This is a genomic window from Flavobacterium sp., from assembly GCF_035760125.1.
GTDB lineage: Bacteria > Bacteroidota > Bacteroidia > Flavobacteriales > Flavobacteriaceae > Flavobacterium.
The window spans coordinates 1-13,522 of sequence record NZ_DASTTN010000035.1 but is presented as its reverse complement, the minus strand read 5'-3'; the positions used below and the strand labels follow the sequence as shown (position 1 = coordinate 13,522).

The 13,522-nt window shown below is 34.2% G+C and carries 11 protein-coding genes; 9 read left to right on the top strand and 2 right to left on the bottom strand.

What is annotated here, in order from left to right:
* The 7 genes from VFS71_RS01755 to uvrB all read left to right on the top strand — a co-directional run.
* A partial coding sequence (locus VFS71_RS01755) for a T9SS type A sorting domain-containing protein (RefSeq protein WP_326398998.1) occupies positions 1 to 685 on the top strand: 685 nt, incomplete at its 5' end.
* A gap of 248 nt (positions 686 to 933) precedes the next feature.
* Positions 934 to 3,342, top strand: a complete 2,409-nt coding sequence (locus tag VFS71_RS01750) for a TonB-dependent receptor (protein WP_326398996.1) — start codon at positions 934 to 936, stop codon at positions 3,340 to 3,342.
* A gap of 39 nt (positions 3,343 to 3,381) precedes the next feature.
* On the top strand, positions 3,382 to 4,203 hold the full coding sequence (locus VFS71_RS01745; protein ID WP_326398995.1) for a DUF4249 domain-containing protein: 822 nt from the start codon (positions 3,382 to 3,384) through the stop codon (positions 4,201 to 4,203).
* Positions 4,204 to 4,531: 328 nt separating this feature from the next.
* Positions 4,532 to 5,194, top strand: a complete 663-nt coding sequence (locus VFS71_RS01740; RefSeq protein ID WP_326398994.1) for a thiamine diphosphokinase — start codon at positions 4,532 to 4,534, stop codon at positions 5,192 to 5,194.
* A gap of 277 nt (positions 5,195 to 5,471) precedes the next feature.
* Positions 5,472 to 6,419 (top strand): 23S rRNA (adenine(1618)-N(6))-methyltransferase RlmF, encoded by a 948-nt coding sequence (rlmF, locus tag VFS71_RS01735; protein ID WP_326398993.1) that lies wholly within the window; start codon positions 5,472 to 5,474, stop codon positions 6,417 to 6,419.
* A gap of 112 nt (positions 6,420 to 6,531) precedes the next feature.
* The gene (locus VFS71_RS01730) at positions 6,532 to 7,470 is read left to right on the top strand and encodes an alpha/beta hydrolase (RefSeq protein WP_326398992.1); all 939 of its coding nucleotides are present in this window, start codon (positions 6,532 to 6,534) and stop codon (positions 7,468 to 7,470) included.
* 142 nt (positions 7,471 to 7,612) lie between these two features.
* Positions 7,613 to 9,604, top strand: a complete 1,992-nt coding sequence (gene uvrB, locus VFS71_RS01725) for an excinuclease ABC subunit UvrB (protein WP_326398990.1) — start codon at positions 7,613 to 7,615, stop codon at positions 9,602 to 9,604.
* Here uvrB and VFS71_RS01720 read toward each other — a convergent pair.
* Entirely contained in the window at positions 9,601 to 10,002 is a 402-nt protein-coding gene (locus VFS71_RS01720) for a TerB family tellurite resistance protein (protein ID WP_326398989.1), read from the bottom strand. The genes uvrB and VFS71_RS01720 overlap by 4 nt on opposite strands.
* Before the next feature lie 58 nt (positions 10,003 to 10,060).
* On the opposite strand from VFS71_RS01720, the gene VFS71_RS01715 reads away from it, so the two are divergent.
* Positions 10,061 to 10,870 carry an alpha/beta hydrolase gene (locus VFS71_RS01715; protein WP_326398988.1) on the top strand — a complete coding sequence of 270 codons (810 nt, stop codon included), beginning with the start codon at positions 10,061 to 10,063 and terminating at the stop codon, positions 10,868 to 10,870.
* Between the two features lie 157 nt (positions 10,871 to 11,027).
* Here VFS71_RS01715 and VFS71_RS01710 read toward each other — a convergent pair whose 3' ends face one another.
* Positions 11,028 to 12,539, bottom strand: coding sequence for a thioredoxin-like domain-containing protein (locus VFS71_RS01710; RefSeq protein WP_326398985.1), 1,512 nt, complete (start codon positions 12,537 to 12,539; stop codon positions 11,028 to 11,030).
* A 197-nt stretch (positions 12,540 to 12,736) separates the two neighbouring features.
* Here VFS71_RS01710 and VFS71_RS01705 point away from each other — a divergent pair, with 197 nt between their 5' ends.
* Complete coding sequence (locus tag VFS71_RS01705; protein WP_326398983.1) at positions 12,737 to 13,204, top strand: DUF1456 family protein; 468 nt, start codon at positions 12,737 to 12,739, stop codon at positions 13,202 to 13,204.
* Positions 13,205 to 13,522: the final 318 nt, after the last annotated feature.

Genomic DNA, 13,522 nt, shown 5'->3' with positions numbered 1-13,522 from the left:
TAGCGGTGTGTTCAGTTCAGTAGATCCTGGGACTTACGATTTTAGTGCTACTATTGGTGAATGTACTACAGCTGGTGACCCAATAACTGTGAATGCAAGACCTGGAACACCAGATGCACCACAATTGAAAATAACCCAGCCAACAGCATCGCTTTGCAGTGCAACAACAACTGGAAGTATCGAGGTATGTAATCCGATTGTTGGAGCTACTTATACACTAGTTGGAGGAGCAAGTATTGTAGCATCGGGTTCACCAGTGATATTTGGCAATCTCGCTGCGAACTCTAATCCAAGCGTTACAGTAACCAATACAGCTGGTTGTACTTCTAGTCCTACCCTTTGTAGCAATGCTGTGACCACCTGCTCATCACCCCCAGCCGGTAAAATCGCAGCTCCAACCTCAACAAAAGAGGTTATAAAAAACGATGCTAAAAAAGTAGGTTTTACTGTTTCCCCTGTTCCTTTCAAAGACCAACTTACCGTTAGATACAATTTTGATTATGCCTCTCAAGTACTAGTTGAAGTATTTAATTCCCAAGGAAATAAAATACTTTCCAAAAAAGACTACACTAGTAGCAAAGAAATTCAACTGAGCCTTAATCGTACTGGACAAAATGAAGTTTATTTTGTAAAAGTAACTACTGATAAAGGAAGCAGTGTTCAAAAAGTGATTTCTTCTAGATAAACCTAAACCAATTTTAATGAAAGCATCCGCCACAAACGGATGCTTTTTTTTTGGAATTTGCAAAAAATACAGAAGCTATATAGGTTATTAAAATGGTATTTGAAGAATGCAGTTGTTTAAGTTCCATTACTCAAAAAAAACACTCTTTTTTTCGTTAAAAAAGTCTCATTATCTTAACGATAGATTAACATTTGTTATGTACGAATAGACCCCTAATTTAATGACATTTGTAATTCAAAAGAAAAACAATGATTTCAAAGAAAGTTATTTGCATACTTATACTATTACTCACTTCTTTACACACTTTTTCGCAAGATGCGAACGATAACGAATCAGCTAAACAGAGGTTCACTCTTAGTGGAACCATCTCAGATGACAATAGTAATGAAACATTAATTGGGGTTAACGTTTCAATACCTGAATTAAAAACAGGAGTTACTACGAATGAATACGGTTTTTATTCTATCACATTACCAAAAGGAAGTTATAAAATCCAAATCACCTCAATAGGGTTTCAGACAATTGAGGAAACGATCAATTTGGATAAAAACACCAAAAAGAATTTCAAATTAAAGGGTGACGAAAATGTTTTGAAAGAAGTTGTTATCAATAGCAATGATAGTCAAACGGAAAATCGAAAACCTGAAATGGGCGTAAACAAACTTTCGGTTGCAGCAATCAAAAAAATGCCGGTTGTGCTAGGTGAAGTAGATATTATCAAATCTATTTTATTACTTCCAGGTGTTACCAGTGCTGGAGAAGCGGCTTCCGGATTCAATGTTCGTGGAGGTGGTGCCGACCAGAATTTAATTTTGATGGACGAAGCCAGTATTTTTAATTCCTCGCACGTTTTTGGGTTCTTTTCTATTTTTAATCCAGACGCCATCAAGGATATCAAACTCTACAAAGGCGGAATTCCTGCCCGATATGGAGGAAGAGCATCTTCAGTTTTGGATATTTATCAAAAAGATGGAAACAGTAACGATTTCCACATGAATGGAGGAATTGGATTAATTAGTAGCCGTCTTTTGGCTGAAGGTCCAATAGTAAAAGACAAAGGCTCTTTCCTTATTGCTGGCCGAGCTTCTTATGCGCATTTATTTCTGAAACTATCCGAAGAGCAAAAAGACAACGCCGCCTATTTTTATGATTTGAACGCAAAATTAAGTTATAAATTAAACCCAAATAATAATTTATACATGTCGGGCTATTTTGGCCGAGATGTATTTGCATTGAATAAAAGTTTTACCAATATATACGGGAATACCACTTTTAACACCCGATGGAATCACTTATTTTCAGACAAATTATTTTCCAATCTATCCGCTATCTATAGTGACTATTACTACGGTTTAGATCTTGATTTTGTTGGTTTTGAATGGAGATCTGGCATTAGAAATTTTAATATCAAATACGATTTAAGAAGTTATATTTCAGATAAACTAAAATTGAATTACGGCGTAAATGCTATTTACTATGAATTCAATCCAGGAACTATCAAACCTTCAACTCCTGAATCAGGAATTAATCCTGACCAACTCGAAAAAAAGTATGCTTACGAACCCGCTATTTATATTAATGCTGAACAAAAAATAACTGACCGAATTGATATTAATTATGGATTGCGTTATAGTTTGTTTTACAATGTGGGAACTTATACTGAAAACTTGTATGAGAATGACAATCCCGTTTTGTTCAATTCGCAGTTTCAAATCTATGAAAAAGCGACTCCTATTGGTACAAAGGTTTACAACAAAAATGAAGTAATTAAAAGCTTTGACAATTTGGAACCGCGTTTAACTGTCAACTACCAGCTCAACGATAATCAGTCTTTTCAGGCGAGTTACAACAGAATGGTTCAGTATTTACAGTTGATTTCCAACACTTCTTCACCAACTCCATTGGATGTTTGGACTCCAAGTGGAACCTATATCAAACCTCAAATTGCCGATCAAGTAGCCTTAGGTTATTTTAGAAAATTCAAAGAAGGAGCCTATTCTGCAGAGGTTAGCAGTTTTTATAAAGAAGTGCAAAACAGATTGGATTATATTGATGGAGCCAACCTGATTGCCAATAAAGCAATAGAACAAGTTTTATTGAATGGCCAATTACGTTCTTACGGACTGGAATTGATGCTAAAAAAGAATGAAGGGAAATTAACTGGTTGGATATCCTACACCCTTTCCAAATCTGAACAACGAACCCCAGGGAGAACATCTGAAGAAACTGGAATAAACGGTGGTCAATGGTACAATACCGTTTACGATAAGGTCAATAATTTAGCTGTAACTGGTTCTTACTATCTAAATCCAAAATGGGCTTTTGGCGCCAACTTTATTTACCAAACTGGTCAGCCTACCACTTATCCAAACGGACAGTATGAATACCTGGGAATGAGCGTCCCAATTTACGGATTGCGTAATAAGGAACGATTGCCATCGTTTAATCATTTGGATCTTTCGGCCACATTAACTCCAAAACCAAATTACAATAAAAGTTGGAGAAGCGAATGGGTTTTTAGTATTTACAACGTTTATAATAGAAAAAATGCTGCCTCGGTTGGCTTTAGAGAAAATCTCGATACTGGTGCAAACGAAGCTGTTAAAACATCAATTTTTGGTATTGTTCCAGCAGTAAGTTATAATTTCAAATTTTAAAATCATTTTTGTTCAGGCAAGAAACAAAACATAGAACTTATGAAAAAAACAGTAGCAACCCTAATATTAATCTTCGCTTTTATATGTACAGGCTGTGAAGATGTTATTCAAGTAGATGTAGATACTGCAGCTCCAAGATTGGCTGTTGAAGCGGCAATCAACTGGCAAAAAGGAACAGATGGTAATATTCAATATATAAAATTAACCACCTCAACAGGTTATTTTGAAAATGTAATTCCAGTGGTTTCCGGAGCTGTTGTAACCGTGACTAATAGTTCCAACAAAATTTTTAATTTTATTGAAAACCCAAAAACTGGAGTATATGTTTGTTCTGATTTTGAACCTAAGCTGAATGAAACCTATACGCTAACCATTGTAACAAAAGGGGAAACATACACAGCCACCGAAAAAATGTATCCTGTTGCAGCCATTACGAGGTTTACACAAAAGAATGATGGAGGATTTTCTGGAAAAGACATTGAGATAAAAACGTATTATAATGACCCCGCCGACGAAGTCAATTTCTATTTATACCAATATAATTATAAAAATCAAAAAAAGTCAAATCTCTATACAGACGATGATACCTATTATAATGGAAATGAATATTTTAGTATGTCACAAAATGACTCATTAAAAGTAGGTGAAAAAGTTAACGTTACCCATATGGGCATTTCTAAAAGTTATTACAATTACATGAGTGTTATTGTTAGCATTGCTGGACAAAATGGGGGAGGTCCGTTTCAGTCGCCACCATCAAACGTTAGGGGGAACGTAGTCAATACTACCAATTCGAACAATTATCCGTTGGGTTATTTTTCGGTAAGTGAAAGCGATTCCAAAGAATACACTATTGAATAAAACAAGGAGCTATTCCTGCTTTCCACGACAAGTCCTCACTCTAAAAAACAATTTTTCTATACCCTAAAAGGAGCTTCCTTTGGTCGCTCTTTTAGGGCAAGAAAAAATAAGTTTTTAGAGTTCCGGGCTTTCTGTTTTAATCAGGGCTAATGACATCAGGTTTCAGATTCCAGATTTTAGAATGCAGATTTAAGCTTTTAGAATTTAGATTTTTTATACTTTTACAAAAAAACTGAAATTCTTTGTTCTAACTTCTATTTTCTAAAATCTAGAATCTGAGTTCTGCTTTCTAAATTCCAAAATCTGTACTCTAAAATCTAAAATATAAATGTCTTCACACCATATCGTTCGCGACGACCAAGAACCCGCTTTAATTATTGCCAACGGAGCTGCTTGTCATCCAGAGTTATTGGGGCAGTTACTGGAATGGTCGCCATTGGTAATTGTTTTGGACTCGGCCATGGAGCGTGTTATGGAACTAGACGTAAAAGTTGATGTGTTGTTGGGGGATTTTGACCGTGGTTTTGACCCCGAAAAATACCAAACCTCCCAATATCCAATTGAAATTATTCACACTCCAGACCAAAACAAAACCGATTTGGAGAAAGCGCTGGATTACTTAATCGATAGAAAAATTCCTGCGGTAAACATTGTTTGGGCCACAGGAAAAAGAGCCGACCATACTATTACTAATCTAACGAATATTGTTCGTTATCGAAATTTAATTAAAATCGTCATACTCGACGACCACTCTAAAATATTTTTGCTTCCCAATAAATTTGAAAAATGGTACACTGCAGGTACACCTATTTCATTAATTCCTATTGGTGTTGTAAGCGGAATTTATTCACAAAATTTAGTTTATCCTTTGGAAAATGATACCTTGACTATGGGTTACAGAACAGGAAGCAGCAATGCTGTTGCCAATGACGGAATTGTTACCATCAACCATAGTGATGGCGATTTATTATTAATGGAATGTATTGATTAGTTAAATTTGTTTAATTCTAAAAGAAAACATTAAGACTTTGGTCTTCAAAGTGCTAAAGCTAGATTGAATTTATACCTCTTTTAAAATTGTACTTTACTCAAAAAGTGCTTTTCAAGAAAAAAAAATATTATTTTTTCTTAATGCTAAAACGTGTAATTTACTAAATATCAAGTGCTTTGGTCTAATTATTGTGATATAAGCAAACTAATACAGTTGTGAATAGGCATTGTACCAATTACAAGAAAGGATTGACTATCTTTGCAACGAAATTTAGGAAATGAAATCAACAAAGAATACCGAAAAAACAACTTTACATCCGAGAAATCTACACCGATTTGGATATAACTTTGAACTATTGACACTAAATTATCCCGAATTGGGTGAATTTGTTTTTGTCAACGAACACGACATTGAAACAATTGATTTTAGCAATCCAACTGCGGTAAAAGCGCTTAATAATGCTTTGTTAATCACCAATTATGATATTCAAAATTGGGATATTCCTGCTGATTTCCTCTGTCCTCCAATTCCCGGTAGAGCAGACTATATTCATTATCTAGCCGATTTATTGGCAACTACAAACAATGGCGTAATTCCGCAAGGAGAAACCGTAATGGGACTTGATATCGGTATAGGTGCCAATTGTATTTATCCGATTCTTGGAAATTCAATTTACGGTTGGTCATTCGTAGGTACAGATATTGATGAAAATGCGATTCAGAATTGCAAAAAAATCTTAAGCCATAATCCAAAACTAACTGAAGCAATCAGTTTGCAATTACAGGTTAACTCCCGTTTTATTTTCAAAAACATTATAGCTCCAGAGGATCGGTTCACCTTTACCATTTGTAACCCTCCTTTCCATTCTTCCTCCGAAGAAGCAACAAAAAGTAGTCTTCGAAAAGTAAATAATTTGGTTCCAAATACTTCTAAAATAATAAAACCAGTACTTAATTTTGGTGGTCATAATGCTGAATTATGGTGTGAAGGCGGTGAATTAGGTTTTATCAAACAAATGATTTTTGAAAGTGCCAAGTATCCTATGCAATGTCTTTGGTTTACTACATTAGTGTCCAAACAATCCAATTTGAATACAATTTACAAAACCTTGAATAATGTGGCTGCTATTCATAAAACTATAGAAATGGCACAAGGCCAAAAAATAAGCCGAATAGTTGCCTGGACTTTTATGAGTGAAGCACAGCAAAAAGCTTGGAAGTTTTAATATTTGTAAAAACTGATTTTCGATTTTAAGTATGAATCACTTTTTAAAGCAGTAAGAAAAGCTAAAAAACCATTTGCTTTCACTACTTTTAAAGAAATTCAACTTAATCGCTATGTATAAATTAGTATCTAAAATCATTGTATTTGTTCTACTTATAAGCTGTAGCGTATCCAAAGAGAAGAAAATTGACGAATACGTTTTTAAAAGAAAAAAAGAAAAAACACAATACATTAACTCTTACAATAAATCATTACAACTTTGGAAAGTTCCCTATAAAGAAGAATACGTAGCAACCAGTTTTGGCAAAGCTCATATCGTTATTAGTGGCCCAAAAGATTCCAAACCATTGCTTTTACTTCATGGTATGGATGCTAGTTCTACTATGTGGTTTCCTAACAGCGCAGCATTATCAAAAAATCATCGAGTGTATGCCATTGATTTCTTGATGGAAGCTGGAAAGTCGGAATTCAAAGGAAATTCACTTACATCTGATGAAATCGTAAATTGGTACACTCAAATTTTCAACTATTATAAATTCAAAAATTTTGATATAATAGGAGCCTCACGAGGCGGATGGATTGCTACACTATTGACAATCCAAAAAAATAGCAAAATTGACAAACTTGTATTACTAAGTCCTGCACAAACTTTTGATGGTGTGGATCAAAAAGGAAAAGCATCGTCAGCTTTGTTTTTAAAATTCTTTCTAAACAAGAATAAATTCAAAAAAACACTCGCCGCTTTTTCCTATTATCCAGATAAAATTAATTCTGATTATAAAAAACAATTTTATTTGGCAAATAAATATTCCAAATCAAATGCTAGTTTTTTACAAATGCAACCTTTCTCAGATGATGAATTAAAAATGATAACGATACCCGTTTTGGTACTTATTGGTGATCACGATGTCATCAATTCAGAGAAAAGTCTGTTGCGTGCCAATGAATTTTTAAGTAATGACAAAACAGAAACTATTAAAAATGCAGGTCATTTTTTGAGTATGGATCAATCCAAAGAAGTGAATGAAATTATTGTTGATTTTTTAAAGTAAATTATATAACCAAACTAAAAACTTTACTTACCAAACTTCTTTTTTTGTCCATTTTAATTTAATTGAACGCATTCGACAGAATTATAATCTTTGAATTTTACTTTGTAACTTTACAAAACAAATTCAATTCCAAATTAAATAAATGAATTTCCAAGTCATATCCGAATACCAACCCAAAGGGGATCAACCGCAAGCCATTGAGAAATTAACTCAGGGCGTGCTGGATGGTGAACAATTTCAAACTTTACTTGGGGTTACCGGTTCCGGAAAAACATTTACGGTGGCCAATGTTATACAGGAAATACAACGTCCTACCCTTATTTTGGCACACAACAAAACCTTAGCGGCACAATTATATTCGGAGTTCAAACAGTTTTTCCCCAATAATGCCGTGGAATATTTCGTATCCTATTACGATTATTATCAACCCGAAGCTTTTATGCCAGTCACCGGCGTTTTCATCGAGAAGGATTTGTCCATCAATGAAGAACTGGAAAAAATGCGATTAAGCACCACCTCTTCTCTTCTTTCTGGTCGAAGAGACATAATAGTGGTAGCCTCTGTTTCCTGTATTTATGGTATTGGAAATCCAGTGGAATTCCAAAAGAACGTCATTGCAGTCGAAAAAAACCAAATGATTTCCCGTACCAAATTATTGAAAAGTTTGGTTCAAAGTCTGTATTCCAGAACCGAAGCCGATTTTACGCCTGGAAATTTTCGCATAAAAGGAGATACCGTTGAAGTCTATCCAAGTTATGCCGATGATGCTTTTAGGATTCATTTTTTTGGAGACGAAATAGAAGAAATAGAAAGCTTTGATGTAAAGACATCCAAAGTAATTGAACGATACGAAAAACTTACTATATACCCAGCTAACATGTTTGTGACCTCTCCTGATGTGCTGCAAAATGCAATTTGGGAAATTCAACAGGATTTGGTCAAACAAGTCGATTATTTCAAAGAAATAGGCAAACATCTTGAAGCCAAAAGACTCGAAGAACGTACCAATTTTGATTTGGAGATGATTCGGGAATTGGGTTATTGTTCCGGAATCGAAAACTATTCACGCTATCTGGACGGAAGAGAAGCTGGTTCGAGACCTTTCTGTTTATTGGACTATTTCCCAAAAGATTTTTTGATGGTCGTTGACGAAAGCCACGTAACCATATCACAAGTACAAGCGATGTATGGCGGAGACAGAAGCCGTAAAGAGAATTTAGTGGAATATGGTTTCCGCCTGCCTGCAGCAATGGATAACAGACCTTTGAAATTTGACGAATTTGAGGCGATGCAAAACCAGGTTATCTATGTTTCTGCAACTCCAGCCGACTATGAATTACAAAAATGCGATGGTGTATATGTTGAACAAGTGATACGCCCAACAGGTTTATTGGATCCTATAATTGAAATTCGCCCAAGCCTAAACCAAATCGATGATTTGATTGAGGAAATTCAGCAGCGTTGTGAATTGGACGAAAGAGTTTTGGTGACAACTTTAACCAAAAGGATGGCCGAAGAACTAGCTAAATACCTGACCAAAGTATCTATTCGTTGTCGTTATATCCATTCTGATGTTGACACACTTGAACGCATCGAAATAATGCAGGATTTACGAAAAGGATTATTTGATGTTTTGATTGGGGTCAATTTATTACGTGAAGGACTGGATTTACCTGAGGTTTCACTAGTTGCAATACTCGATGCTGATAAAGAAGGATTCTTAAGAAGTCATCGTTCACTAACCCAAACCATAGGTCGTGCCGCAAGAAACTTAAACGGGAAAGCCATAATGTATGCTGATAAAATCACCAATAGTATGCAAAAAACTATTGATGAAACCAATTACAGAAGAACAAAGCAAATTAATTTCAACTTAGAGAATAATGTAGTTCCACAGGCTTTAAACAAAAAAATAGAAAGTGCCTTTACCAACAACAAATTGGTCGAGTACGAATTGGGACACATTATGAATATAGCAGCCGAACCGGAAACAGCCTATATGTCCAAACCCGATTTGGAAAAGCTCATTCGCGAAAAACGAAAAGCAATGGAAAAATCTGCAAAAGATTTGGACTTTATGCAAGCTGCAAAACTGCGTGATGAGATTAAAGCTTTACAAGCAAAAACACATTAATTATTTTGTTCCTGAAAATGATCCAATAGTACTTCTGGGGAAATCATAACATTCGGAGATGCTTTCATTAGCTTAAGAATACGATTCGTTGCACTTGGATTCAATCCCATGTTGATGGCAATTTGTCGAATGGCCTCTTCTTCCTTTTGATGTAAAACATTATCGACATGCATCAATAATGCCAAACGATAAAATTGCTGAATCCTTTCAAATTCAGATTTAATAATTCCAGTAGGCAATTCTTGATGAAATAAATCCTTGAACTCTTTTTTACTGATTCCTAATTCTTGGGCAACAATCCAAACAAATTGATATTCGCGCTCATGCAAACGGCCATCAACAACTGAAAATGCAATCATTTCAGACAACAAATTGATTTTTTCTACGTGTGTGTTCATCTAATTATTTATTTTAGCTAAAATATTCTTTTTTTCTAAATCTAAAAATTAAATCATCTTGAAGTTAATTTTTCTAATCCCGCTATTTCTGTTTCTTAGTAAAACAAATGCTCAAGAGAGTACAGCTTCCAAACAAGTTTCTACTTTTACCATTGAAGCTCCTCAGCTAAAAACAAACAGAAAAATTTGGATGTACCTACCCAAAAATTACGAAGCATCAACAAAAAAGTATCCAGTTATTTACATGCATGATGCCCAAAATTTATTTGATGCCAAGACTTCCTTTGCTGGAGAATGGAATGTGGACGAAAAACTGGACAGCTTGAGTGCGCAGGTAATTGTGGTGGGAATTGAAAACGGCGGTGAAAAACGTCTGGACGAATTGACTCCCTATAAAAATGAAAAGTATGGTGGTGGAAATGCTGATAAATATCTAGAATTTATCGTTAACACACTAAAGCCTGAAATAGACAAAAAATACAGAACAAAACCCAATGCCAAAAACACCACAATTATGGGAAGTTCATTGGGAGGTTTGGTTTCCTTTTATGCCGTTATAAAATATCCAGAAGTCTTTGGAAAAGGGGGTGTGTTTTCTCCAGCTTTTTGGATTAATCGAAAAGACATAAATGATTATATGACTAACAGTAAAAAACTTAAGGCCAAAATGTATTTTCTTTGTGGAGATTCAGAAGGGGATGATGACAGTATGGTAACCGATCTCAATCACATGGAACTTCTACTGAACACAAACAGGTGTTATTGTCTTCATTTAAACAAAAAAGTAATTGTAAAAGGTGGCCATCACAACGAGAAGTTGTGGAGAGATGGTTTTACAGATGCTTTTCTCTGGTTGGGATATAAGTAATTTTGATTTTTTTTCCAAAGACCTTGATAAGAAGCGTGAGCGATAAAAGCTAGCTACCGGAGTAGCGCGGATAGCACAACAGCATAAAGAAAATGGGCCGAATCACCGCTGTAGTGAGTTGGCCCATTTTCTTTATGGTAGCACGCCCAAATAAATTTTATTTCTTTGAATACTCTTTTTCCATTTGGGTGACGATGCTTTTTATGGCTTCGGAACCTATTCCTTTGGCCTTGATGACTTTATTTTTATCCAAAATATAGATCACAGGTGTTGTCACAACATCGTATTTGTCCTTTAGATTGTTAATATGTACTCCGTCATAGACATTAATCCAATCGATTTTATTGTCAATGATGTACTTCTTGTATTTATCAAATTCATTTTGTGTATAAACCCCGAAAATTTTCACATCTTTCTTTTCTTTCAATAATTCGTGGTACAGGTCCAGGATTTTAGGAACTTCTTTTTGGCAATGGCCACAATCCACATCCCAAAAAAGAAGAACTAAATAATCGGCTTTTATGCTCGATAAAGTCACATAGGATTGTTCAATTTCGGGCTTATTATCATAATAGATTTTGGTGATTTCTTCGCTCGTTTTGGCGGTGTCAAAACCCATTTTTGAAATCTTGTCATGACCCGGAATATCTATCATATAGAGTTCTGGAGCTGTTTTTCCAAGTTGCAGTGGAGCTAAAACATTCCCTCTGCTTATGATAAGTTTGATTACACTATCATCATAAACGCCTTTGGCTTTGCCAGTTTTAAAATAATTATCAACCATATAGACAAATACTTTGTCCATACCCATAATTTTTGGTATTTCATATGTTGATGTAAAATAAGCCAATAAAAGCATGTTCATTTTTGTTCCTTGCTTTGTTTTTAGCATCATACGATCAATCTCAACACAAACCGAATCGGGATGTTGCACTACAACAGAATTAAAATATTGTTTTATTTTATTGGCAAAAAATGGATTGTATAGCATGGCATCATCCTGAAAATTTACGCCATCCCAAAAATGATTTTTGTAATAATGATATGAAAAAATGCTGTCTGGTCTTCCGTTAGTAGCTTTGGGAATGTCCTTGGCAACCTTTTCGGTTTTTAAATTGATTATTTCAGAGAGATAATTTCCTTTATTTTGGGTAATAGTATTCAAATCATTTTCCATAATAGACTCATTCAAAACTTTGAATTCTTTGGTTAAAAGTGCTGTAGAATCTGATTTTTTTTGTTCTTTTATTGACTTTTTAAAAGTATCGAACTCTTTGTTTTTGGCTGAGACAAAACGAATGTAGTTGAAGAAATTTTCATTTTGCTTGGAATTAACTGCTTTTAAATTCTCGAGTAAATTGGATTTGTCCGAAGTGATTTGTTGCTTTTGAGTCTGTTCGTCTATGATGAAATCAAAATAATTTCCTTTTTCCTGACTTAATAAAAAGTAAACCCCTTTGTCTAAATTTTTCTTTCCTTTGAAAACAATATTTCCATTCACTACTTTTTTGCAGGTATCAGAAATATACAGCTTGTCAAATTGGTAAAAGGCTAGATAAGCGACGGTATCTTTGCAATTCTTTAAATTAATCTTGATTTCATGGCCTGACTGAGCTTGAGCGGATATTAAACCAAAAAAGAGAGCGAAACTTATTAAAATTTTCTTCATAATTCACAATAATCTTTGATATACTTTATATATAGTAGTTAAACAATTTTAAGAAAAAATTTATAATTATTATCATCCAAAAATAATTGAATTTAAATCTAATTTCAAATTATTCATAAAGTGTTTTTACTGCCAAGAAAACAATAACAACAAATTCATTTTGTAAATGCTTATCTTTGCCCTTTAAATACTTAAAAATGACAAATAACGATATATTCAAAAAACTTCGAGTAGCATTGATGTTACGCGATGATCAAATAGTGGAAATTTTAGAATTGGTAGATTTTAGAATTACAAAATCAGAATTGGGAGCTTTTTTTCGTGATGAAAAGCACGAAAATTACATGGAATGCGGGGATCAGGTATTGCGTAATTTCCTAAACGGATTAGTGATTCACTTGAGAGGAACCAAAGAAAATCCTAAAAATCCTAATGAGGTTATTGCCAAACACAAATCTCAAATTCCAGTAAAAGAAGGAGATTCTAAAAGACCTGAATTCAAACCAAAAGCCAAAGATTTAGAAAAAGCTAGAGGTGACCAAGCACCAGGAAAGTCAAGTTCGACTGCTAAAAAACCAGCCAAAAAACAATTCCCAAAAGGGAATGGAAAAACACCTGTTGTCGAAAAAGTAAAATTCAATTTTGGAAAAAACAAAAAATCGTAAGCTTTTCTGTTTATTGAATTCGATTGAACAAAAAAATTGACATAAAAAAACCTGAATGGAGTTCAGGTTTTTTTATGGTTAATAACCACCATAAATAACAAAGGAAACCCTTTTGGCTTCCTTTGATTGATATCCGATAAATATCAAATACATTCTTAATCGTTAAATGTACATTTTTAACAAAACTATTTCTTTATTGCAATATGTTAGTTTTTGAATCTTACTTCAAAAACATAATCTTTTCCAATAATTAATTCATTAGATGATAGTTTTTTGTAATTAAGCGCTTCCTTAACATGAGATTGAATCTCTGAATTA

Excerpts from the sequence above, each read along its gene's own strand:
- uvrB (WP_326398990.1), top strand. The coding sequence starts at position 7,613 with ATGAATTTCCAAGTCATATCCGAATACCAACCCAAAGGGGATCAACCG.
- VFS71_RS01730 (WP_326398992.1), top strand. The coding sequence starts at position 6,532 with ATGTATAAATTAGTATCTAAAATCATTGTATTTGTTCTACTTATAAGC.
- VFS71_RS01740 (WP_326398994.1), top strand. The coding sequence starts at position 4,532 with ATGTCTTCACACCATATCGTTCGCGACGACCAAGAACCCGCTTTAATT.
- VFS71_RS01720 (WP_326398989.1), bottom strand. The coding sequence starts at position 10,002 with ATGAACACACACGTAGAAAAAATCAATTTGTTGTCTGAAATGATTGCA.
- VFS71_RS01750 (WP_326398996.1), top strand. The coding sequence starts at position 934 with ATGATTTCAAAGAAAGTTATTTGCATACTTATACTATTACTCACTTCT.
- VFS71_RS01745 (WP_326398995.1), top strand. The coding sequence starts at position 3,382 with ATGAAAAAAACAGTAGCAACCCTAATATTAATCTTCGCTTTTATATGT.
- VFS71_RS01710 (WP_326398985.1), bottom strand. The coding sequence starts at position 12,539 with ATGAAGAAAATTTTAATAAGTTTCGCTCTCTTTTTTGGTTTAATATCC.
- VFS71_RS01705 (WP_326398983.1), top strand. The coding sequence starts at position 12,737 with ATGACAAATAACGATATATTCAAAAAACTTCGAGTAGCATTGATGTTA.
- rlmF (WP_326398993.1), top strand. The coding sequence starts at position 5,472 with ATGAAATCAACAAAGAATACCGAAAAAACAACTTTACATCCGAGAAAT.